Genomic DNA, 21,662 nt, shown 5'->3' with positions numbered 1-21,662 from the left:
GCAAGAAACAGGGTAAGGAAACTTGAGGTGGCAGCTCTTGCCGAAGGGCCGGCAAGAGCCCGCATCCTGGCGGTGGACGACGATGAGCGCAATCTGCTGGCGATCAGCGAAGTGCTCGCGACTATCGGAGAGGTCATCTGCGCCCAATCGGGCGAAGAGGCTCTGCGCTTTCTGCTGAAAGAGGAGTTCGCCGTCATTCTCCTGGATGTCCTCATGCCAGGGTTGGACGGGTATGAAACGGCCGCACTTATCCGCCAGCGCGAGCAATCCAAGCGCACCCCAATCATCTTCTTGACCGCCATCAACAAGGAGGATGCGCATATGCTGCGCGGCTACGACGCCGGCGCAGTCGACTATGTGTTCAAGCCATTCGATCCGATCATGCTGCGTTCGAAAGTCGCGGTTTTCGTCGAACTCCACGAGAAGACGCTCGAGATCCAGCGCAAGGCGGAGGTCGAGCAGGGACTATTGGCGCAGGCGTTGCAGGCGCATAAGGACAAGCTTCAGGCCGAACGCGCGCTGCGCAGCGCCGAGCAACGGCAGGACGCCATCCTGAATTCGTTGCCGGTCTGCTTTCATGCTCGGGCAGCCGAGCCGCCCTTTGCGGCGCGCTTTGTTACGGAGGGCGTCGAGCGCTTGACCGGCTTTGCGCCTGAATACCTGACATCGGATCCAGAGTTCGGTCTCAGCCGCGTTCATCCGGACGACCTGCCGCGATTGAGGGAAGCGCTGCTGGCGGCAAAAACCACCGGCTCCTATACGTGCGAGTTCCGCTGGCAATGCGCCAATGGCGAGTATCGCATTTTTCTCGACCAGGGGGTGATGTCGGACGGCTTAGATGGCCGTGAACCGGAAATCATCGGCACATTGCTTGACATCACCGAGCGGCGCGGTCTTGAGGATCAGCTGCTTCAATCCCAGCGCATCGACGCTATCGGCAAGCTAACCGGCGGCCTGGCGCATGATTTCAACAACCTGCTCGCCGCAATTCTCAGTGGGTTAGGGCTGCTTGAACGCCGAGCCACGTTGGATGATCAGGCGCAACAGGTACTCGACCTGACGCGGCGTTCTGCAAAACAAGGCGCTGACCTTGTGGCGCGAATGCTGGCATTCTCGCGGCGCCAGACCCTGAAGCCGGAAGCGGTGCGCCTTGCTGCGCTGAACGACACGATGAACGGATTGGTGGCGCCCGTGCTGGGGGGGTTGATCCGTTTCGACTGGCAGATCGATGACACGATCTGGCCGGTGCATGTCGATGCAGGCCAACTTGAATTGGCCTTGATGAATCTGGTTTTCAACGCGCGTGACGCCATGCCCTCTGGCGGGACAATAACCGTGCATGCGCAGAATCGATCGATCGGGACGCCAACAGAGGATATTCCGCCGGGCGACTATGTCATGATCGCCGTCAAGGACACCGGATCCGGCATACCCCCCGATCTTGTCGCCAAGGTCGTCGAACCGTTCTTCACCACCAAGCCGGTCGGTAAGGGAACGGGCCTCGGCCTCAGCACGGTCTACGGCTTCATGAAGCAGTCAGGTGGGACACTTCGCATAGAAAGCGTCGTCAACCGCGGAACTACCATGCAACTCTGGCTGCCACGATCGACCGAACAGCCGGTCGATCCTGTGGTGGAACCCGACATTGAACGAGCGTTCGCCGATGCCGGGATGGAGCACCCATCAATCCTCCTGATCGACGACAGCCATGTTTTGCGGCAATTGACCGCCGAGTCCCTTCGCCAGCGTGGTTTCGAGGTGACCTGCGCGGGAGGAGGGGCGGAGGCGCTGGCCATGATGGAGCGCACTCCCGACGAGTTCGACGTCATTATCACCGATTTCGCCATGCCACTCGTATCCGGCGTCGACGTGATCCGCTTCGCGCGCAATTTGCGCTCGGACTGGCCAGCGGTCATGATCACGGGCTATGCCGATGCCCGGGAGATTGCCGATCGGCCAGCCGACGTGCCCTTGCTCGGCAAGCCCTTCCGGGACGAGGATCTGTTCGAAGCGATTTTCCTCGCGATAGAGAATGCGGCCCCCCAAAGGATCAAAACCGGCTAGCGCTTAGGGGTTGTCAACGGTCTGGCCACGTCGCAAAGGGCCGCATTCCTGATCGGCAATCTTGGTCATTCGCAACAGGCGGCGCTACCAGCGTTCCTCGGTGTCGCGGTCCGGTAGGTCTATTCCGCAGCACACCCAACCAAGGCGCTGCGCTGAACCATAGTTGTACCGAGGCTCCAGATGAGCCGGATCATCGAAGGTACCGACGTGCAGCGCGATCTCGGTTGGCGACGCGTCATAGCAAAGGCTGAGCGGCGACCCGCATTCTGGGCAGAAGCCTCTTTGCGCGATCGGCGAAGACCTTCGATATGTTGGCGTTCCGGAATTCCAGGTCAGGCTTTGGCAGGGCATCCAGGCAAGAACTGCAAACGCGCTGCCGGTCGCTCGTCTGCACATATCGCAGTGGCAGTAGTGAACCCTCGGTTCGATCCCGGCGCTGAATCGGATCCTGCCACAGAGACATCCGCCCTTGATGGCCAAGGAGCCGGGTAGGCGCTTGCCAACCTCACGCATTAAGATCGATCAAGGCGGCGCCGAACGCTCCGATCGCAGTCAAAGAGGCACTGCCGAGGTTTTGGTCGGTTGCGAAGGCTGTCAGCGCACCGAAGCCTTCGTCGCCGAGGTCGAGCACGACGACGAAAGTCCTTTGCCCGCTGACCTGATTGACGAGCTTGGGTTTCATGGCGTTCCGAACCTGTTGCGGGGCAGTTAATGGGCATGGTGCTCGGCATTCCGCTTGCGGGTTGCCGCTGCCTTCTTTGCCGATTCCGATCGGCTTTCGGCTGACCGTGAAGCCGATGCCTTGCCGCCGCTTTTCCCACCCTTGTGGGCCGCGGGGTGTCCGGTGTGTTTACCACGACCCGAGCCGCCTTCTTTCTTGCCGCCGCCATCGTCCTTGTTGATGGTCGCCCATGCCCGGCGCTCGGATTCCTTCTCGGAAACACCGCGCTTCTCATAGCCTGCGGCAATGTGGTCGGCTGTGCGTTCCTGTTTGTCGCTGTATTTCGATTTGTCGCCTCGTGGCATGGTCGTTCTCCTGGCTCAATGATGTTTGAACGGTATGCCGGCGGGAGAGTTCCAAGCGGAAATTCAGAAAATTGAAAACGCGAGCGAGGATTTCGACCAACACGGAGCGCTATTGCTCCGGAGCCGTGGCGGGTGCCGTGTAGCGGCGGCGCACGGCACCGATCACGCGTTTCTTGAAGCGATCGAGCGCGGCAAGCGTCTCCCTGGAGACGACGTCGTCGCGTGCCGTCTACTCGGTAGCCCAATGCAACGAAATACGTTCCGCGACCTCAGTAGCCACCGACCACCGGCAGGATCTCTCCCGTGATGTAACTCGAGCAATGCGACGAGGCGAGGAACACGTAAGCCGGGGCAAGTTCTTCCGGTTGCGCTGGCCGTTTCATCGGCGTATCCGCGCCGAATTTCGAGACGTCGTCGGCTTCCTTGTCCGAAGGGTTGAGCGGCGTCCACACCGGACCTGGCGCGACCGCGTTTACCCGGATGCCCTTGCCGATCAGATTGCCCGAAAGCGCTCGCGTGAAGGCATGAATGCCGCCCTTGGTCATCGAATAGTCAACCAGTTGCTTGGAACCGTCGATGCCGGTCACCGAACCGGTATTGATGATCGCGGAGCCCGGCTCCATGTGCGGCACGCTCTCCTGCGCCATATGAAAATAGCCGTAAAGATTGGTCTTCAGCGTCGTGTCGAAATGTTCCTCGGTCAGGTCGTTGAAGTCACTGGAATGGATTTGGAAAGCGGCGTTGTTGACCAGCACGTCGATCCTGCCGAATTTTTCGACCGTCAGCGCCACGGCGTTGCGGCAATGCTCGCGTTCACTGAGATCGGCTTTTATCAGTATGCAACGCCGGCCTTCCTTTTCGACGGCGTTTTTGGTCGCTTCGGCGTCCCTGTCTTCACTCAAGTATACGATCGCAATGTCGGCGCCCTCGCGGGCGAACAAGACTGCCACGGAACGGCCGATGCCGGAATCACCACCCGTGATAAGCGCTACCTTGTCGTCGAGTTTTTTCGATCCGAGGTAGTAAGGCGCATCGTAGAGCGGAGCGGGCTCGATCGCCCATTCATGCCCCGGTTTGGGTTGATGCTGCTCGGGAAAAGGCGGCTCGGGATATTTGCGGGCGCCGGCTTGCATCGCTTGTTGCATTTTGCCATTGCTCTTCGTCTCGTCTTTGGCGTCGATACCACGCTGGATATGGCGTTGCTTGGCGGCTTCAGCTGAAGTCTGCGACTTAGTCTGCATGGCTTTCTCCTGTGCTCGGAGAACGAACAACGCATGCCGGGCAAAAAAGTTTGCGCAAATATCTCGATCCCGAAAGGGCTCGCCATTGCGAACAGCCCGCGAGGAGCGTGGAGCATTGGTCGTCAATGAGACCGGAATTGCCATGCCGGTGGCGTTCAGACAAACACCACATTCATTACCCGCTCAAAGCGCGCTCTTTTCAGAACCATAGGGTTTGGCAATGCGGACCATGCCTTTCGTCCGGAGGCGCTGGTATAAATAGAAAATCGTCATCAAGCCGATTGCTGTTCCAGCACCAAGACACAGCGCGAGCAATAGTTCTGCACCGACACGAAACGCAAGCAGAGTAACGCCGGCCGCAGCGACGATGGCATTTATGAATGCGATCATAGTCGCTGCAGTGGTCAGGTACGCCAGGAGAGGCCCAGTACGAAGAGAAGGTTCGGCGTCATTTTCGGGCCAGCGACCGAATTCCTTGGAAAACTGGAAGGCAGCCTCGTCGCCCAAAGTTCGATAGTAGGCTCTGATCCGGGCAATGCCGATATGGGCCTGCATGTTCTCAGCGGCGATGTCGACCAACCTCAAGACGGTAAAGGCACCCAGTAAAAAGACCGATGGCAGCACAACCGCGACAAACGGCAGGAAGAACTCGGAGGACTGCGTAACAAAGCCCGTTGCCACCAGAGCGCTCGACAGAGACATAATGTAGATGGTCGTTCGCGACGCCATTTCACTTATGGACGTGCTGATCGCTGTCTGCTGCACGAAATGCTCTGTCGTCAGGGCCGCGAGAAACGAAGCATCGGGTATCGGCGTGTCAGCCATGGAGTATGCTCCTGTCGGGTCGACCTGAGTTTTTCTTCGATATAGTGCTTGCGAGGCTGGCCGCCACTGGATGCTCCCGACGCCTGACCCATGCCGGTTTATTGTGCCATATCCAGCGAGCCCGCATCACCGATCAGAAAGGGCCGATCATGTGGTCAGCAGATGCTGGCCATATCGCAGGCGAAATGTCTGCCGTGGTCAATCTGTATGGCCTCCTGTTGGGGATCGTGGTCGAAGCGCATTCGCGGCGCGGTTGCAGTTGGAGCGGTTCCGCGGCGGCGCTGACGCGAGTTCGCGCATTCGTGGCAGCTGCCTCGAAACAAATTCGGTCTCTAGGCCGGCAACGCGAATTCACCGGCAAGTTCAATGGTGCGGCTTGCGGGCCGACTTTTCGGTGGCGAAGCCCATGACCACGTCCACCAGAGTCATAAATCAGCAGCCCGGATCCTGCCTACTGCGGTATCTCCAGGCCCTGCCGCAATCCTGTCGCGACGACTGAGACCCTGAATTTTCCGGCGAGTGCCCGGTCGAATATGGCGCCGACGATGATGTCGGCGTCGGCGTCGACCTCCTCGCGGATGCGGGTGGCGGCCTCATCGACTTCGAACAGCGTCATGTCCATGCCGCCCGAGATCGAGACCAGGACGCCCTTGGCGCCGATCATCGAGGCTTCGTCGAGAAGCGGGTTGGCTATCGCCGCTTCGGCGGCCTTCCTGGCGCGGTCCTCGCCCGTGGCTTCCCCGGTACCCATCATTGCGCGGCCCATGTCGCGCATCACCGACTTCACGTCAGCGAAGTCGAGATTGATCAGCCCCTCCTTGACGATGAGATCGGTTATGCAGCCGACGCCGGAATAAAGGACGCGATCAGCCATGGCGAAGGCGTCCGCGAAAGTCGTCTTTGCGTCAGCGATCCTGAAGAGGTTCTGGTTCGGAATAACGATCACGGTATCGGCGCATTCGCGAAGCTGCTCGATGCCCTCTTCGGCGGCTTGCATACGGCGCTTCCCTTCGAAGGTGAACGGCTTGGTGACGACCGCCACCGTCAGGATGCCGGCTGCCCGTGCAGCGTTCGCTATGACGGGCGCGGCACCGGTTCCAGTTCCGCCTCCCATGCCGGCGGTCACGAAGCACATATGGGTTCCCGCAAGGTGGTCCCTGATCTCGTCGATCGATTCCTCGGCTGCCGCGCGGCCGACCGCGGGCAGCGACCCGGCGCCCAGGCCTTCCGTGACATGGGCGCCCAGCTGGATCAGCCGCGATGCTTTCGACATGGTCAGTGCCTGGGCATCGGTGTTGGCGACGATGAACTCCGCACCCTGCAGATTTTCGGCAATCATGTTGTTGACCGCGTTGCCGCCGCCACCGCCCACACCGATAACGGTTATCTTCGGCCGCATTTCCGAGATGACGGGCCTTGCCGCGGTGCTCATCGTCTTGTCTCCTTGGAATTGATCGACAAAAAAGTTCCCGGAACGCGCCGCTTGAACACGCCAGGTGCAAGAATCAGGTTCTATCGCCTTGGCACAGGGAATCAGAGGGTGAACTTTGCGGCAAGACAAGATGTGGGACTTGTACCATATACGCCTGAACGAGCCGACCTTTTGGACGAGTCTCCAGCCGATTTCCGGGATTGGCCCGGCTTCTGGCCAGCCAAAATCCACAATCCGGGATCCAACCCCTTCAAGCTTCACGCGCCCGCCTCACGCGCCAGAACCTTGAGAATCTGGCGGCCGATCGACGCCTGACGCTTAGCGGATCGGCATCTTGCCGCGAAACAACGGCTGATGGGCCCGCATCAGAGCGGCAATCCGGTCGGCAATCTTTCGTACCGGCGGGGAGTGGCGTTCCTCATGGTGGGTGACGATCCACTGGTCGGTTTCGAGTTCTGGGATAGGATGAGCGACGCGAACCAGCCGCGGATCGCTGTCACCGACGAAGCACGGAAAGATCGAAAGGCCGGCGCCTGCGGCCACCAATTCGCGCACTGAATGGGTGTTGTTGCCGCGCACGGCGATGCGATCGCCGTGATGGGCTTGCAGCCAGCGCGCCGAGGCAATGTTTGCCCCTTCGCCGGTGACGCCGACGAACAACCCGGCGGCGATGCCGTTGATCAGGTGGCGTCCGGAATAGATGGCATACGCGACCTTGCCGCTCTGACGGCCGGCCAGCCACTGTTCGGTCGGGCGCTCGCTGCGGATGCCGATATCGGCGGCGCGGCGACCGATGTCGACCCGGTCGGTGGTGGTGACGAGTTCCACCCTGATGCCGTCATCGACGGTCCAGATTTCGCCGATATGGGTGGAAACGAAGGCCGAGGTCCATGGCCCGGCCGAGACGCGGACAATGCGGTCGGGCAGGTTTCCCTCGCGCCAGCGGGTTAGCGACTGCATTGCTGCTTCGACGTCTTCGGCGCGCCGCAGCAGTTCTTCACCGACCGGGGTTAGTCGGTAGCCGGTCTGCTGACGTACGAACAGCGCTTCGCCGATCTGCTTTTCGAGCGCGGTGACGCGTCGTCCGAGTGTGGCTGCGCTGAGGCGCGTGGTTGCCGTCGCCGCGCTCAGGCCACCCAGCCGCGCAACGTCGAGAAACAACCTCAGATCGTCCCAGCCAATATCCATTTTGCAGAAATGAAAAACTCCTTGCGACCGTGGCTGTAGCGCGAAGCGGCCATCACGCGCAAGTATATAGGCATTGGAAGCGCTTGATAATTCTGCCCTGGCGGGAAAATGACAGGCACCTCGGTTGGCCAGGCAGTCAGCGCAATCCGTTCGATCGTGCATACGCTTTGCGCGATTGCTTTGCGTTTTCGACCAATCCAAGAGCGTGGGTATCCCGCTCGCCAAGGAGACGATCATGTTGCATGAACTTCGACACCGTTTCGCCCGCTGGCTTGCCTATCGCCAGACGCTTGCGAGCTTGAGGCGGCTTCCAGACAGCATATTGGCGGATGCGGGCCTTTCTCGCGAAGAGCTCCGCGAGCGTGCCCGCGACGCCAGCCTGCGTCGCTGAGATTGGAGGCGGGCATGCAGAGAATGGAGCCTGCGGCGAGAAGCAATCATGCGTCGTCTCCTCACTGCTGAGCTGCGGCTGAATGCGCCAATACGGTTGCCACGCTTGATGCCGCCGCAGTTTCGCTCCACATCGTGAGGGATGAAGACCGAGACATCCGAGCGGCGGCGGACTTTGCTGTGGGCCTTGCCCGCATCGCTGGTCCTGCATGCGCTCATCACCGCGTTCCTGGTCTATGGCCTGCCCGTTCCTGCCCAGCAGCCGCAGGAGGAGCAACCTATCAATGTCGCACTCGTGCCGCCGCCCGAACCACCAAAGCCGAAACCCGAAGCCAAAAGTCAGCCTGAAAAGAAGGTCGAAAAGTCGGTACCGGACAACCTGCCGTCAGAGAAAGTCCTGAAGCCTGCATTCCAGTTCGGTGACAAAGACACCGGCCCCAGGAAATCGCTGGATGGGAGAAGCGCTCAGGACCAAGCGTCGTCCACCGCCAAGGACAGCGAGCCCAAGCCGGCTGCCACGCCAACCGATGCGGAGAGCAGATCTGAACCGACGCCCGACGCTGCAAAGCCGGCGGAGCCAGCCAGCATCGATGAGAAGCCGGAAGCTGACAAACAGGAGGCGGGAGCTCCTGACGCCGACAGGCACGAATCGGCCGCTGCAACACCTTCGGCTGATGATGGCGGTGAGATCGAGCTTCCTGCGTCGGCTCAGGCGCCTGAGGCCAGACCCGACACTGCACCGAAACCCAGCCCGGCGAAGGCCGCGAAGCCGCCGCGCGCAAAGGCCGCAGAGCCAAACCCCACGGCCAACTCACTAGCGTATGCGGGGCTTCCGGGTGTTCGCAAGCTTTTTTCAAAAGGCGCTACCGGCGATCCCTTCGCAACGAACTCGATGGCCGACGTGCCACGGGGGCAACGCGTAGCCGACCTTTGCTCCAATCTTCTGGGTCAGCAACTGAACGACGCCGCTTATCGCCCCGTATTGCTCCCAAGCATTCCACTAGAGGTCGGCAATCTTCTGGACGCCCCGGATACCGCTTTTCGTACCGCGACGACTTGGTATCATGTGCGCTTTCACTGTGGGATCGACACCAATGCGACGCATGTGACGTCCTTCACCTTCCGTATCGGAGCCGCCGCTTCACCCGAGGAAAGCGTTTTTCTGGATCGGGAGGCCCGTCGGCAGGGTTTTCGAGTGGGACCAGGCATGTAGCCGAAGGCAAGGGTCTCAAAACCCACGTATTGCGGGCAACAATCACCTCTTGAACGGCTGCATGCCGAATGCCGTTGCTGCCGGGCCTCAGCCCTTCACTGGATTGGCTTTGCGCCACTCCTCATATTCGCCGCGAGCATCGTCGTGCAGCGGATAGTAGCGCTGCAGCGGGGCGCCCTGCATGAGCTTCTCGCGCGAGAACTCCTCCCAATCGTGATGTTTTTTCGATTCTTCAATTACCTTTGCCGCCATTGCGACGGGAAGCACAACCGCCCCGTCGTCGTCTGCGATGATAATGTCGCCCGGGATCACCGTGACACCACCACAGGCTATCGGAACGTTGACGGCGTTCGGATAGATGCTGGTTTGCACATGGTAGTTGGGCGTCCAGCCGCGCAGCCATAGGGGCAGATCGAGCTTCTCGACATTGGGCCGGTCGCGCATGCAGCCGTCGATTACGATGCCCGCGCCGCCTCTGCCCTTGAAATAGGTCGACATCATATCGCCGAAGACGCCCGAGCTCATGTCGCCGCGCGCGTCGACGACGACCACATCGCCTTCCTGCGCGTGATAGAGCACGTGCCGGTGCAGTTGCGTTTCCGGGTCGGCGTATTCTCCCTCGCTGAAGAGGTCCGGCCGCTGCGGCAGGAACTGCAGCGTCAGCGCCGGCCCGACGATCGACTTCCCATGGTTCTGCGCCACCGGACCGACCATGTGAGGATTGCGGAAACCCATATGGCCAAGCGTGCCGGCGACCGTCGCGGCGCCGATTTCCCTCAGGGCGTCAATGAGGTCTTTGGGCGGTCGCGTGATGTCAGGGATATGCGTCATCGTGGACTCCGGTTGAGATGGAACTACCAGTTCGTAACAGACCCGTCCCGGCGCCTGAGGTGAGGCGCTTCCCAGAAACGAAAAGCCTCCGCCTGGACCGCCGCTTCGTTGACCTCGACGCCGAGGCCCGGCAGGTCGCTGACCGGATAGTCGGGACCGTCGAGCCGTGGCTGCACGGGGAAGAAGTCGGAATTGTCGAAGCCCAGCTTCGTCTCGGGTTCCCTGGTCTCGAGCCACGCGAAGTTGGGTACCGCGGCGGCGAGATGTAGGGTCGCGGCCGTGCACACCGGACCAAGCGGATTGTGCGGCATCAGGTCGACATAGTGCGCCTCGCTCCAGCCGGCGACTTTCATCGCCTCGGTGAGCCCGCCGACATTGCAGACATCGAGACGGTTGAACTGATGGATGCCGCGCTCGATGTAGGGCAGGAACTGCCACTTGCTGGCAAATTCCTCGCCGATGGCAAAGGGAATGTCGGTCATCCTGCGCAGGGATTCGTAGGCTTCAGGTGTCTCGTCGCGGATCGGCTCCTCGAGAAAATCAAGCACGCCGCGGCCGAGCTTGTTGCAGAAGCTCGCCGCCTCTGCCACCGACAGCCGATGATGATAGTCGATGCCGAGAACGACGTCGTCGCCAAGCGCCTCGCGCGCCTTGTTCAGCATGCTCGCGGTAGCGCCGATCGACTCGCGGGGTTCGAAGATGTCCCTGCTGCTTTGCCCTGCGGGGAAGAAGCGGATCGCCTGCCACCCCCGTGCGCGCAGCTCCCGGGCTCGTTCGATGGCGAGGTCGCCCTCGGCCTCGTCTCCGGTCGAGGCGAAGGTGGGGATGCGGTCGCGCTGCTTGCCGCCCAGCAGTTCGTAGACCGGCACCCCCAGCGCCTTGCCCTTGATGTCGTGAAGGGCGATGTCGATGGCGGAGATAGCCGCCTGCAGAACGCGCCCGCCTTCGAAGTACTGGCTGCGATAGGCCTCCTGCCAGATTCGCCCGATCTGCATCGGGTCACGGCCGATGAGAAACTCGCGAAAATGCTCGACCGCGCCGGCAACGGCCTTTTCGCGCCCGCTCAAGCCGCTCTCGCCCCAGCCGAAGACGCCCTGGTCGGTCTCGATCTTGACGAGCATCTGATTACGCGTTCCAACCCATACAGGATAGGGTTTGATCGCGGTGATCTTAAGCTTTTCAGTCATCCCCAACGTTCCCAATGAACCCCCGTCTTGTCTCAGCCGGCCTTGAGGGCCAGTTCAGTTTCGCCATCGAACAGATGCAGCCGCTCCTGGTCGAACTCGAGCCAGATCTGCTCGTCAGGTGCGACGGCGATGTTGGGGGACACGCTGATGTTGACGATGGCGCCTGACAGCAACGCCTGCACGAAGGTGACGTCTCCGGTCGGCTCCACTGTATAGGCCCTGGCCGGGACGCTGCCTGGCACCGCGCTCTTGTGGAGCCTGATGGTCGAGTGACGTGCGCCGAGCACGACTTTCCTCGACGTTGCCCCCGCAACCTTCCGGGCGTTGAGCGGCGAGAGCTCAAGGCTCCAGCCCTCCGCGCCGGTCAACGCAGTGTTGCCGTTTGCTGTCGATGCCTCCAGTGGAACAAGGCTCATCGCCGGGCTGCCGATGAAGCTGGCGACGAACATGTTCACCGGATGGGCAAAGACCTGCGCCGGAGAATCGTATTGCAACAGGTAGCCGCCGTTCATCACCGCCATCTTGTCGGCCATGGTCACGGCTTCGAGCTGGTCGTGCGTGACATAGATGATGGTCGCCTTGAGATCCTGGTGGAAGCGCTTGATCTCCGAGCGCATCTGGACGCGCAGTTTGGCGTCGAGGTTGGAGAGCGGCTCGTCCATAAGGAAAACGGCAGGGTCGCGGACGAGGGCGCGCCCCAAGGCGACACGTTGCTGCTGCCCGCCTGAAAGTTCGCGCGGCTTGCGCTCGAGCAGGTGCGTCATGTCGAGCACGCGCGCCGCTTCCTTGACCTTCCTGTCGATCTCGTCCCTGGGCAGCTTGCGCATCTGCAGCGGGAACGCCAGGTTCTTGTAGACCGATTTCTGCGGGTAGAGCGCGTAGTTCTGGAACACCATCGCGATGTCCCGGTCCTTGGGGTCGAGGTCGTTGACCACGCGGTCGCCGATGACGATGTCGCCCGATGTGACCGGGATCAATCCCGCGACAAGATTGAGCGTGGTTGTCTTGCCGCAGCCCGAAGGGCCGACGAGCGCAACGAACTCGCCGTCATTGACCGTCAGCGAAACGTCGTTGACAGCTTTGAAGCCGCCATAGGTCTTGACGAGATCTCTCAGGTCCACGTGGGCCATCGGCAACTCCCTACGGCATGATGCCGAAAAGTGTGAAGCGGTTTTCGGACGACATCATGCTCTATCTCTTTGATTTAGAGGCGGATTCAGATTTGAGGTCGAACAGACCTGAAATCATCCGGCTCTAGTGTTTGACCGCGCCTTCTGTAAGGGCGCGTACGAAGTATCGTTGCAGGAGGAGGAACAGCACCACGACGGGCACGCTCATCATGAAGCTGGCCGCCATCAGGCCCGGAAAGTCCGTCGTATTCTCCGAGAAGAAACGCTGTATGCCGACCGGCAGGGTCAACTGCTCGTTCTTGGAAAGGAAGGTGTAGGCATAGATGTACTCGTTCCAGGCGCCAATGAAGGAATAGATAGCTGTGGCGATGATTCCGGGCGTCGAGAGAGGCATCACGATCAGGATGAAGGCCTGGAACCGGGTCGCCCCATCGATCCGCGCCGCCTGCTCGAGCTGCACCGGAATGTTGTCGTAAAAGCCCTTGAGCAGCCAGATCGCCAGCGGCAGGCCGAAGGTGAGATAGGTGAGAATGAGCGAGCCATGCGTGTTCACCAGCCCGATCGCGCGCATCAGGATGAAGAGCGGCACGAGAAAGATCACCGCCGGGAACATGTTGCGCAAAAGCACGGTGAAGAACAGGAAGTTTCGACCGGGGAAACGAAAGCGCGAAAAGGCGTAGGCCGCAGGAACGGCCACGATCACCGAAAGGATTGTGGTGACGGTCGACACGTAGAGGCTGTTCCAGAAAAAACGCAGGAAGTCCTGGCCGACGCTGTTTTGCGGATCGAGCAGCTTTTGGTAGCTGGCCAGGGTAGGCTCTTCCGGCCACCATTGCGGTGGGAACTGCATCGCCGCGAAGCCGGACTTGATCGAGGTGATCAGCATCCAGATCATCGGCAACGCGGTGTAAAGCAGCATGAACACGAGGAAGATGCGCCCGGCCCAACGCCATCCGTCGATGCGCATGCGGCGCCGGGCCGGACGTCGAGGGACTGTCTCGACGATCGTGCTCATGCGCTCCCCTCGTTGCGCTCGTTGCCGGCCAGCGCACGGACGTAGAAGTAGCCCAGCACCATCAGCATGAGGAACAGGAGTACCGAATAGGCCGATGCGACGCCCCATCGCTGCCGGCCGAAGGCGAGCTCATAAATGTGGGTGATCCAGATGTGCGAAGCGTTCGACGGCCCGCCACCGGTCATGATCCACGGGATGATGAAGGAATTGAAATTGGCCACTGCGAGCAGCAGGATCGTCACCGTCGAGACGTTGCGCAGATGCGGGAAGGTGACGTGCCAGAAACGCTGCCATGCATTGGCCCCGTCGACTTCCGCGGCGCGCAACAACTGGTCGGGGACCGTCTGCAAACCGGCCATCATCATGATCATGGCAAACGGAAACTCGCGCCAGATATTGACGACAATCAAGGAGGGCAGCACCGTGCTGACGTTGTCGATGAAGTTCGGCGGCCGGTCAGCCAATCCGAGGCCGACCAGCACCGCGCCGATGATGCCGAAGTCCGAATGGTAGATCCACTTCCAGATATAGGAGGCGGCAACCGCGCTGATGACCCAGGGAATGATCAGGATAGCGCGCAGGACACCCCGGCCGATAAACTCGCGGTGGAGGGCCAGCGCGGCGGCAAATCCCAAGGCAAAGGCAACGAAGGTAGATGCGATCGTCCAGATCAGGGTGTTCAAGGTGACTTTCCAGAACACCTGACTGGTGAGGATGGCCGTGTAGTTGTCCAATCCGATGAAGGTCTTGTCGCGGAGCTGCAGGCCAGGCGGCGTCTTAAAGAACGACAGCTCGACCGTGTAGTAGATCGGATAGGCGATGACGATGAGCATCACGGCGATCGCTGGAAGCACGTATGCGTAGTCGGCGCGATGCTCCCAGATATTCCGCAGCATGCCGGAGCTACCGGGTTGCAATCTTCGGCGAGCCTCGGCCTTGCCGGTCACGATCGTCACGATGGCGTGCCCTTGTTGTTAGGAGCAAACCGGCTGCACGCACTGTCGGCACAGCCGGTCGGATCGCAGGTCAGGCCCGGACTAGAGTCCGTCCATCAGGTTCTTCACCTTCTCGGCCGCGTCGTCCGCTGCCTGGTCGACGGTCATCGCTCCGGTCAGGGCGTTCTGCAGCATGTCCGGGACGATGATATTCATGATCTCGGGCGATTGCGGCAGCGCCGGGAACGGAATGCCGTATGGCAACATCGAGGTGGTGACATCGAGGAACTTGATGTTGTCCAGACGTTCCTTCATCCATTTGGTCTTGAAGCCGTTGAGGTTGCCCGGGTTCGAGCCGGCATACGCCATCTTCAACGACCATTCAGGGCTCGTCCACATGCAGATGATGGCCTTTGCGGCCGGCTCGTCCACCTTGCCGCCCTCGACATATTCGGGCTTCAGGATGTGAATGTTCGAGCCGCCAAACACGACGGCCCGCTTGCCGTCGGGGCCGGTCGGAATCAGGCCATAGCGCATGTTGTCGATGACAGTCTGCGCCTTGTCCTTGTCGGCGCCCGTTGCCTTCTTCTGCAGGTCGAGCATGACGTTATAGTCGGACGGGTGCGAGACCATCATGCCGAGTTGGCCGGCGACGAACAGGGGCTGGTTATCGGCCTGCTGGTTGGTGAGGGCCGAAACCGGAACCGACTTGTCGCGAACATACATGTCGTAGGAGGCTTGCAACGCCGCCTTGCTCTGCGGGCTATTGAGCTCGACCTCCTTATAGGTCGGGTTCGCGGAGGCTTCGTCGAAGACACCGCCGCCATAGGCCCATAGTTGCGGCATGAAGCGGTACGGCGTGTTGCCGGCGTTCTTGCGCGCCACGAGGCCGTAGCCGGCTATGCCGAGCTTGTCATGGATCTGCTTGGAATATTTGACGACGTCGTCCCAGGTAGCCGGAGCCTTGTCCGGATCGAGGCCCGCACGCTTGAAAATGTCGGCGTTCCAGATGAACGCCATCGTCTCATTGTTGGTGGGAATGCCGTAGGTCACGCCATCCCAGGTTACCGCCTTCATGGCGCCGGGCCAGAAATCCTCTGTGGGATAGCCCACATCTTCCGGCTTGAGCGGCTGCAGATAACCCTTCGAGGCGAACTCGGTTCCGCCCAGGATTTGCAGGCGGACCGCCATCGGCGCGGCATTGCCCAGCAGCGCCGTGCGGAACTTGTCGAGAAGGTCGTTGTAGGTGAGGGCCTGATCCTCGAGCTGGATGTTCGGATAGGTCTTGCGGAAGGTCTCGAAGAAATCCTTGTAGTACTGACGCAGCAGGTCGGGGTCGCCCTCGAACACGCCCTGATACCAGAACGTCAGTCGCCCCTTGTAGTCGAGCGGAGTGACCTTGCCGCAATCGGCGGCCGTGTCGAAATCCTGTGTGCCGGCGATGGAGCGCACATATTCCGGCGACCACTTGCTCAAATCGACTGGCGGCGAACCCAGCGCCGATCCCGACATGAGCGACGCCATCAAAGCAGTGGCGACAGTGCCGCGCAGGACGGCACCGCCGAGTGTAATCCTCGTCATAGTATCCTCCCAGATTCTCCCATGCCGCTGTGCGCCAAGGGGCTCGTCCGACCGTGCGGGATGCGTCCTTCTGCTCAATGTATCCCTTCGATCATCTGGTACGTTTTCAGATCGTGGATTGCCTGTCAACGCACCCGATCGTACATTGTTTGCAAAACGCGTGTATGATATCGAGCATGCGATGTACTAATCGGGGGAGCCGGCTTTGGCCGAAACAAGTGATTTCAAAGCAGAGCCACCCGTGGGGATTGATCCCATCGGGGCGTCCAGCGAGGGCGCCTCGCTTTATGAGCTGATCCGGGAAGACATCATCGAGGGACGGCTCGCCGCCAACGAACGGCTTGTGGTCACCGATCTCGCCCGGCGTCACGGCACCTCGACCAACCCCGTACGCGAGGCGCTGCAGCTGTTGCGAGGGGAGGGCTTCGTCACCTTTGTCGCCAACCGTGGCGCGCGCGTCCGGCCCATAGACCAGGATTTTGTCCGGGATATCTACGAGATCGGAGTCCTGATCGAGCCGGCCCTGACGCGATGGTTCGTGAACATGGCGACCGGCGAGGACATCGCCGAACTCGAACGCATCCAGGCTCTGATCGAAGAGAACAACTTCACCGACACATTGCGGCACAGTGAACTGGATACCGCCTTCCACACCGTGATGTACCAGCGCCACTACAACCGCCATGCCGCCGAGCTTTGGTGGAAGCATCGCGAAGTGCTGCGAGCCGTGAGCCGGCGTTTCAATTTCACGCTCGCGCGGCGGGCCGCCATTATGCGTGAACACCGCGAGCTCATCGCGCATATCAGAGCGGGAAATGCCGACGAGGCGGCCGAACTCATTTCCCGCCATGTCGAGGGTTCCGGTCGGCACGTCCTCGAACAGATGCGTGCGCGCAATGCCGCTCGGGCCGGATAGAGTTTCCAGCCCAGAACATCATTGGTCCAGCCATCAGACAGAGGTAGTTGAGAGATGAAAATCACGAGCGTTCGGCCGTGGCTGATCAAGTCCGATGCTTCCTATTGGGGAGAGTTCCTGTTCGTCGAGGTGACGACCGACGAAGGGGTGAGTGGCTGGGGGGAAATCACCACCACCACAAGGCTCGCCAACCGCGCGCTGTGCACGATCCTGCGGCAGATCGGTGTTGCCGTCACAGGTGAGGATCCGGTGCGCATCGAGCATCTCTGGCACAAGATTTTCCGCAGCTTCACCTATATGGGCAGCCGCGGCGCCGCAGTCGAATGCGTGAGCGCTATCGACATAGCGCTCTGGGACATTCGCGGCAAAGTTCTAGGCAAGCCGATCTACGAGCTGCTGGGCGGACCGGTGCGCGATGAAATCGCGCTCTATACCCATCCCAACCAGGCCAAGTTTACCAGCAAGGAGGCTGTGGTCCGCGAAATTCGAGACATCGTCGAATCCGGACACACCGGGCTGAAGTTCGATCCTTTCCCCCACCAGGGCCGCATCGCCGATGGCTTGGCGCGCGAACAGCGGGACGGCTACCTCGATGGCAGCATGACCCGCAAGGACGAGCGCGAGGCTGCCGAACTAACGGCTTTGATCCGTGAAACGGCGGGGCCCGATGTCGACATTCTCATCGACGCGCATGGCCGCTTCGACGTCCCCACCGCCATTCGCCTCTGCCGAAGCCTCGAGGAAGCCGGCCAGATCGACTGGTTCGAGGAGCCATGCCCGCCAGAAAGCCTCAATGCTCTCAAGCAAGTGCGTGAGAAGGTCAGTGCCGCCATCTCGTGGGGCGAGCGCGGCCACACCAAATGGGATTTCGTGCCGGTGCTCGAGAACAGGCTTGCGGACTACATCATGCCGGACGTTACCTGGACCGGCGGCATTACCGAACTGAAGAAGATTTCCGCCCTGTGCGAAGCCTACTACATCCCGGTCTCGCCCCATGACGCCGCGGGACCGATCAATGTGGTTGCGGGAGCGCAGGTGATGATGACGGTTCCCAACTTCTACAAGCTCGAAACGTCGGAGTGGAACCTGGACAAATATAATCACCTCATCGACGAGCCACTCGATGTCTCGAACGGCAGCCTCAAGCTGGCGTCGAAGCCGGGTCTCGGTGTCGAGATGAACCGAGACTACCTGCAGGCCCACGAGATAGAGCTTGGCTAGCAACGCTTATGCAGGCCGGGGTGCGGGGCGCCACCAATCAGAACGAGGATAAGCTATGGCAAAGACGGGTAGCGCCGGCGAGGCGCTCAATCGGGTAAATACGAACTCCAGGCCGAGCGACCTGCGCATCACCGACCTGCGCGTTGCCGAGATCGTCGGCGCGCCGTTCACCTCCGCGCTGGTCAAGATCTACACCAACCAGGGCATTGTCGGCCTGGGCGAAGTGCGCGACGGCGCCAGCGCGACCTATGCGCTGATGCTGAAGAGCCGGTTGCTGGGCGAGAACCCTTGCGACGTCGACCGGCTGTTCCGCCGCATCAAACAATTTGGCGGCCATGGGCGGCAAGGTGGCGGTGTCTCGGCAATCGAGATCGCGCTTTGGGACCTCGCCGGCAAGGCGTATGGCGTGCCGATCTACCAGATGCTGGGAGGACGGTTTCGCGACAAGGTGCGTGTCTATTGCGACACCGACGCGGACAAGCCCAGCGGCACCGAGACCGGAAAGCGGCTCAAGGCGCGGATGGATCTCGGTTTCACCTTCCTCAAGATGGATCTCGGTCTGGCGCAGATTTCGCACATATCGGGCGCAGTGGTGGCGCCGGCCGGCGTGCTCGACGGTTTCCGCAGCCATGCCGCGCGCGGTCCGGCACGCACGCTGGACGAGCGCCGGGCGCGTAATGCCGCCTATGACGCGCAAAACGTGCCGCATCCCTTCACCGGCCTCCACTTCACCGAAAAGGGCATCGACCTGCTCGACCAATATATCCACGAGGTCCGCGAGGTGATCGGCTACGAGGTTCCGCTCGCCATCGACCATGTCGGCCACATCTCGCTGCAGGACGGCATCCGTCTGGCCCGGCGGATCGAGAAATACGCACCGGCCTGGCTCGAGGACGTGATCCCCTGGCAGTACACCGAGCAGTATCGGCAGTTGCAGCAGGCGACCTCGGTGCCGATCTGCACGGGTGAGGACATCTACCTCAAGGAAGGCTTCGAGCCGCTGCTCAACGCCGGCATCTCGGTCATCCATCCGGATCTGCTGACCACCGGCGGCATTCTCGAGACCAAGAAGATCGGCGACGCGGCGCAGGAGCATGGCGTCGCCATGGCCATTCACATGGCGGAAAGCCCGATCGCGGCAATGGCCGCCGCGCATGTCGCGGTGGCGACGGAAAACTTCATGGCGCTCGAATATCACAGCGTCGAAGTCGACTGGTGGGACGATATCGTCACCGGCCTGCCCAAGCCGCTGGTCAAGGACGGCTTCATCACCGTGCCCGACAAGCCTGGTCTGGGCATCGACGACATCGTCGACGAAGTGATCAGCCAGCACCTGCAGCCCGGCGTCACCGGCATCTGGCAACCGACCGATCACTGGGACGACGAATACTCCTGGGACCGCACCTGGAGCTGACTCTACACTTCTCTCCTCGGAGGGAGAGGTGAACAGAAGGATGGACCATGATCTACGAACTTCGCATTTACGACTGCGTGCCGGGCCGGCTGCCGGCGCTGCTCAAGCGTTTCAACGACCATACCTTGGCGCTGTGGGATAGACATGGCATTCGCCAGGCCGGGTTCTTCACCACGGTGGTCGGCGAAAGCAGCAATCGACTGACCTATTTCATCGCCTGGGAATCCCTTGCCGAGCGCGAAGTGAAATGGAAGGCCTTCACCACCGATCCGGCATGGCTCGAGGCCCGCGACGAGTCCGAGCGCGATGGCCCGATCCTGGCCAATATTTCCAGCCAGTTTCTCGCGCCAACCGCCTTCTCGTCGGTGAAATAGAGGACATCATGAAGATCACCGATCTCAGGTGCGCCGTCATCGGCAAGCATCCCATCGTGCGCATCGTCACCGACGAAGGCCTCCATGGCCTCGGCGAGGTTGAGTACACCAAGTCTTATCTCAAGCCCTGGGTGCTGCATTTCCGCGACGCGCTGATCGGCGAGGACCCGACCGATGTCGAACGCGTGATGTTGAAAATCCGCCAGCGCGGCTCGTTCAAGCCCTACGGCGCCGCCGTCAGCGCTATCGAGCATGCTCTGTGGGACATCGCCGGCAAGGCGGCAGGCGTTCCGGTCTACAAGCTGCTCGGCGGCAAGGTGCGCGACAAGGTGCGGGTCTATAACGGTTCCATCCGCAAGAAGCGCACCGGCGACAGGCCGGAGGATTACGCGGCCGACGTCAAATGGATGATGGAGCGGCCGGAAGGTTTCTTCATGGTCAAGCAAGGCATCAGCTTTCATTCCAACATGAAGACCAGCGTCCCCGACTTCCACTACGGCGTGCGTCAGCCGCCGACCTATCACGGCGCGATGGACCAGGGGCAGATCAGCGAGCGCGGCATGGCGCATATGATCGAATGCGTCATCGCCATGAAGGAGGTGCTCGGCGACAAGGTCTCGCTGGCGCTGGATTGCGGCCCCGGCTGGTTCCTGCCCGACGCCATCCGCTTCGCGCGGGCCGTCGAAAAATACAATCTGATGTGGCTGGAGGACATGTTGACCGGCGACTATGTGCCGTGGGTCAACCCGCAAGCCTACCGCGAACTCACCACATCGACGTCCACCCCCATCCACACGGGCGAGCAGATCTACCTGCGCCATAACTTCAAGGAACTGATCGAGACGCAGGCGGTTCGCGTCATCGGTCCGGATCCCGCCGACATCGGCGGCATCGCCGAGCTCAAATGGGTGGCCGAGCACGCCTACATGCACTCGATCATGATGGCGCCGCACGGCACGGCGAACGGGCTGCTCGGCCTCGGCGCGCTGATCAATGTCTGCGCCACGCTGCCGGCCAACTACATCGCCTTCGAATATCCCAGCGCCTCCGACCCCTGGTGGGAGGACATCGTCATCGGCCTGCCCAAGGGGCAGATCGTCAGGGACAGTATGGTGGACCTGCTCGAAGCTCCGGGACTCGGCCTCGACATCGATGCCAAAGCGGCGAAGAAATACCTGGCGGAAGAGGACGCCGGTTTCTTCGACCGATAACGATCCGACGCGACCTGAGCACATCGTCGAAGACCATGCGGCCAGCGCCAGGCCGTCAGCCTGCTGATGTCGACGCTGACCGGCATGAAGATCCTGCTCCTGGACAAGCACGCCGCCGCATTTGATCCGCGCATGGCGGCCTTCGTTCTCGATCTGACGCGCAAGATCGTCGAGGAGCGGAGACTGACGGCATTGATGGTGACGGATTCGATGCGCGACGCGCTCGACCACGGCACCCGTACCTCATGCTGCACGAAGGCACCATCGTGTTCGACATTGCCGGCGACCAGCGCAATAGCCTGGACGTTCCCGATATGCCGAACCTGTTTCGGCAGGCAGGGGCGACGAACTCTCCGACGGGGAGCGCCCATATGTGATCGCTCCACTGGCAGGGCGCTTGGCGCTCTCTGCGCAACCCATGCGTGCAAAATAAAGCTGTGGATATCTGGGTTGTGACGGGTTGCCGTC

General features: G+C 61.1%; 21 protein-coding genes and 1 pseudogene. 9 read left to right on the top strand and 13 right to left on the bottom strand.

What is annotated here, in order from left to right; translation table 11 throughout:
- The first annotated feature begins 27 nt into the window (after positions 1-27).
- Entirely contained in the window at positions 28-2,064 is a 2,037-nt protein-coding gene (locus tag NKI64_RS12910) for a PAS domain-containing hybrid sensor histidine kinase/response regulator (protein WP_245265500.1), read from the top strand.
- Positions 2,065-2,148: 84 nt separating this feature from the next.
- Here NKI64_RS12910 and NKI64_RS12905 read toward each other — a convergent pair whose 3' ends face one another.
- The 7 genes from NKI64_RS12905 to NKI64_RS12875 all read right to left on the bottom strand — a co-directional run bounded on the left by NKI64_RS12905 (position 2,149) and on the right by NKI64_RS12875 (position 7,776).
- Complete coding sequence (locus NKI64_RS12905; protein ID WP_081839719.1) at positions 2,149-2,577, bottom strand: GFA family protein; 429 nt, start codon at positions 2,575-2,577, stop codon at positions 2,149-2,151.
- Positions 2,570-2,746: a PCC domain-containing protein gene (locus NKI64_RS12900; protein ID WP_023704643.1), complete on the bottom strand. Its 177-nt coding sequence runs from the start codon at positions 2,744-2,746 to the stop codon at positions 2,570-2,572. Before NKI64_RS12900 ends, NKI64_RS12905 begins: the two co-directional genes overlap by 8 nt.
- A gap of 26 nt (positions 2,747-2,772) precedes the next feature.
- Positions 2,773-3,090 carry a plasmid stabilization protein gene (locus NKI64_RS12895; protein ID WP_352668280.1) on the bottom strand — a complete coding sequence of 106 codons (318 nt, stop codon included), beginning with the start codon at positions 3,088-3,090 and terminating at the stop codon, positions 2,773-2,775.
- 269 nt (positions 3,091-3,359) lie between these two features.
- Positions 3,360-4,331: an SDR family oxidoreductase gene (locus NKI64_RS12890; protein ID WP_352668372.1), complete on the bottom strand. Its 972-nt coding sequence runs from the start codon at positions 4,329-4,331 to the stop codon at positions 3,360-3,362.
- Between the two features lie 183 nt (positions 4,332-4,514).
- Positions 4,515-5,156 carry a hypothetical protein gene (locus NKI64_RS12885; protein ID WP_352668277.1) on the bottom strand — a complete coding sequence of 214 codons (642 nt, stop codon included), beginning with the start codon at positions 5,154-5,156 and terminating at the stop codon, positions 4,515-4,517.
- Positions 5,157-5,607: 451 nt separating this feature from the next.
- Complete coding sequence (gene ftsZ, locus NKI64_RS12880) at positions 5,608-6,588, bottom strand: cell division protein FtsZ (protein ID WP_023702103.1); 981 nt, start codon at positions 6,586-6,588, stop codon at positions 5,608-5,610.
- Between the two features lie 318 nt (positions 6,589-6,906).
- Positions 6,907-7,776, bottom strand: coding sequence for a LysR family transcriptional regulator (locus NKI64_RS12875; protein ID WP_023668092.1), 870 nt, complete (start codon positions 7,774-7,776; stop codon positions 6,907-6,909).
- 235 nt (positions 7,777-8,011) lie between these two features.
- Here NKI64_RS12875 and NKI64_RS12870 point away from each other — a divergent pair, with 235 nt between their 5' ends.
- Positions 8,012-8,167: a YjiS-like domain-containing protein gene (locus tag NKI64_RS12870; protein WP_023681184.1), complete on the top strand. Its 156-nt coding sequence runs from the start codon at positions 8,012-8,014 to the stop codon at positions 8,165-8,167.
- Between the two features lie 141 nt (positions 8,168-8,308).
- Complete coding sequence (locus NKI64_RS12865) at positions 8,309-9,379, top strand: DUF930 domain-containing protein (RefSeq protein WP_023681185.1); 1,071 nt, start codon at positions 8,309-8,311, stop codon at positions 9,377-9,379.
- 87 nt (positions 9,380-9,466) lie between these two features.
- On the opposite strand, the gene NKI64_RS12860 is transcribed toward NKI64_RS12865, so the two are convergent.
- The 6 genes from NKI64_RS12860 to NKI64_RS12835 form a co-directional block, all read right to left on the bottom strand.
- The gene (locus tag NKI64_RS12860; RefSeq protein WP_352668274.1) at positions 9,467-10,210 is read right to left on the bottom strand and encodes a ribonuclease activity regulator RraA; all 744 of its coding nucleotides are present in this window, start codon (positions 10,208-10,210) and stop codon (positions 9,467-9,469) included.
- Positions 10,211-10,233: 23 nt separating this feature from the next.
- A complete protein-coding gene (locus tag NKI64_RS12855) occupies positions 10,234-11,397 on the bottom strand; it encodes a mandelate racemase/muconate lactonizing enzyme family protein (RefSeq protein ID WP_023754437.1) in 1,164 nt (387 codons plus the stop codon).
- A 32-nt stretch (positions 11,398-11,429) separates the two neighbouring features.
- Positions 11,430-12,527 (bottom strand): ABC transporter ATP-binding protein, encoded by a 1,098-nt coding sequence (locus NKI64_RS12850; protein WP_023681188.1) that lies wholly within the window; start codon positions 12,525-12,527, stop codon positions 11,430-11,432.
- 124 nt (positions 12,528-12,651) lie between these two features.
- The gene (locus NKI64_RS12845) at positions 12,652-13,542 is read right to left on the bottom strand and encodes a carbohydrate ABC transporter permease (protein WP_023714612.1); all 891 of its coding nucleotides are present in this window, start codon (positions 13,540-13,542) and stop codon (positions 12,652-12,654) included.
- Positions 13,539-14,498, bottom strand: a complete 960-nt coding sequence (locus tag NKI64_RS12840) for a carbohydrate ABC transporter permease (RefSeq protein WP_023733177.1) — start codon at positions 14,496-14,498, stop codon at positions 13,539-13,541. Before NKI64_RS12840 ends, NKI64_RS12845 begins: the two co-directional genes overlap by 4 nt.
- An 81-nt stretch (positions 14,499-14,579) precedes the next feature.
- Positions 14,580-16,058 carry an ABC transporter substrate-binding protein gene (locus NKI64_RS12835; protein WP_023668101.1) on the bottom strand — a complete coding sequence of 493 codons (1,479 nt, stop codon included), beginning with the start codon at positions 16,056-16,058 and terminating at the stop codon, positions 14,580-14,582.
- A gap of 205 nt (positions 16,059-16,263) precedes the next feature.
- Between NKI64_RS12835 and NKI64_RS12830 the strand changes: the two genes are divergently transcribed.
- From NKI64_RS12830 to NKI64_RS12805, 6 genes and pseudogenes are all read left to right on the top strand, one after another.
- Positions 16,264-16,974: a GntR family transcriptional regulator gene (locus tag NKI64_RS12830; protein ID WP_023739522.1), complete on the top strand. Its 711-nt coding sequence runs from the start codon at positions 16,264-16,266 to the stop codon at positions 16,972-16,974.
- A gap of 54 nt (positions 16,975-17,028) precedes the next feature.
- Positions 17,029-18,195 carry a mandelate racemase/muconate lactonizing enzyme family protein gene (locus NKI64_RS12825; RefSeq protein ID WP_023752135.1) on the top strand — a complete coding sequence of 389 codons (1,167 nt, stop codon included), beginning with the start codon at positions 17,029-17,031 and terminating at the stop codon, positions 18,193-18,195.
- Positions 18,196-18,250: 55 nt separating this feature from the next.
- Positions 18,251-19,609 (top strand): mandelate racemase/muconate lactonizing enzyme family protein, encoded by a 1,359-nt coding sequence (locus NKI64_RS12820; RefSeq protein WP_023704649.1) that lies wholly within the window; start codon positions 18,251-18,253, stop codon positions 19,607-19,609.
- A gap of 47 nt (positions 19,610-19,656) precedes the next feature.
- Positions 19,657-19,983 (top strand): NIPSNAP family protein, encoded by a 327-nt coding sequence (locus NKI64_RS12815; protein ID WP_352668270.1) that lies wholly within the window; start codon positions 19,657-19,659, stop codon positions 19,981-19,983.
- Positions 19,984-19,991: 8 nt separating this feature from the next.
- Positions 19,992-21,194, top strand: a complete 1,203-nt coding sequence (locus NKI64_RS12810; protein WP_352668268.1) for a mandelate racemase/muconate lactonizing enzyme family protein — start codon at positions 19,992-19,994, stop codon at positions 21,192-21,194.
- Between the two features lie 39 nt (positions 21,195-21,233).
- A pseudogene (locus NKI64_RS12805) lies at positions 21,234-21,627 on the top strand (ATP-binding cassette domain-containing protein); the annotation flags it as partial.
- Between the last annotated feature and the right edge of the window lie 35 nt (positions 21,628-21,662).

The organism is Mesorhizobium sp. M0478 (assembly GCF_040321305.1).
In the GTDB taxonomy this organism is placed as follows: Bacteria; Pseudomonadota; Alphaproteobacteria; order Rhizobiales; family Rhizobiaceae; genus Mesorhizobium.
This window is presented reverse-complemented; position numbering and strand designations above follow the sequence as displayed.

Coding starts and splice junctions, on each gene's coding strand:
- NKI64_RS12845 (WP_023714612.1), bottom strand. CDS start 13,542: ATGAGCACGATCGTCGAGACAGTCCCTCGACGTCCGGCCCGGCGCCGC.
- NKI64_RS12865 (WP_023681185.1), top strand. CDS start 8,309: ATGAAGACCGAGACATCCGAGCGGCGGCGGACTTTGCTGTGGGCCTTG.
- NKI64_RS12815 (WP_352668270.1), top strand. CDS start 19,657: ATGATCTACGAACTTCGCATTTACGACTGCGTGCCGGGCCGGCTGCCG.
- NKI64_RS12900 (WP_023704643.1), bottom strand. CDS start 2,746: ATGAAACCCAAGCTCGTCAATCAGGTCAGCGGGCAAAGGACTTTCGTC.
- ftsZ (WP_023702103.1), bottom strand. CDS start 6,588: ATGAGCACCGCGGCAAGGCCCGTCATCTCGGAAATGCGGCCGAAGATA.
- NKI64_RS12810 (WP_352668268.1), top strand. CDS start 19,992: ATGAAGATCACCGATCTCAGGTGCGCCGTCATCGGCAAGCATCCCATC.
- NKI64_RS12835 (WP_023668101.1), bottom strand. CDS start 16,058: ATGACGAGGATTACACTCGGCGGTGCCGTCCTGCGCGGCACTGTCGCC.
- NKI64_RS12895 (WP_352668280.1), bottom strand. CDS start 3,090: ATGCCACGAGGCGACAAATCGAAATACAGCGACAAACAGGAACGCACA.
- NKI64_RS12855 (WP_023754437.1), bottom strand. CDS start 11,397: ATGACTGAAAAGCTTAAGATCACCGCGATCAAACCCTATCCTGTATGG.
- NKI64_RS12850 (WP_023681188.1), bottom strand. CDS start 12,527: ATGGCCCACGTGGACCTGAGAGATCTCGTCAAGACCTATGGCGGCTTC.
- NKI64_RS12905 (WP_081839719.1), bottom strand. CDS start 2,577: ATGCGTGAGGTTGGCAAGCGCCTACCCGGCTCCTTGGCCATCAAGGGC.
- NKI64_RS12820 (WP_023704649.1), top strand. CDS start 18,251: ATGGCAAAGACGGGTAGCGCCGGCGAGGCGCTCAATCGGGTAAATACG.
- NKI64_RS12875 (WP_023668092.1), bottom strand. CDS start 7,776: ATGGATATTGGCTGGGACGATCTGAGGTTGTTTCTCGACGTTGCGCGG.
- NKI64_RS12825 (WP_023752135.1), top strand. CDS start 17,029: ATGAAAATCACGAGCGTTCGGCCGTGGCTGATCAAGTCCGATGCTTCC.
- NKI64_RS12870 (WP_023681184.1), top strand. CDS start 8,012: ATGTTGCATGAACTTCGACACCGTTTCGCCCGCTGGCTTGCCTATCGC.
- NKI64_RS12885 (WP_352668277.1), bottom strand. CDS start 5,156: ATGGCTGACACGCCGATACCCGATGCTTCGTTTCTCGCGGCCCTGACG.
- NKI64_RS12860 (WP_352668274.1), bottom strand. CDS start 10,210: ATGACGCATATCCCTGACATCACGCGACCGCCCAAAGACCTCATTGAC.
- NKI64_RS12890 (WP_352668372.1), bottom strand. CDS start 4,331: ATGCAGACTAAGTCGCAGACTTCAGCTGAAGCCGCCAAGCAACGCCAT.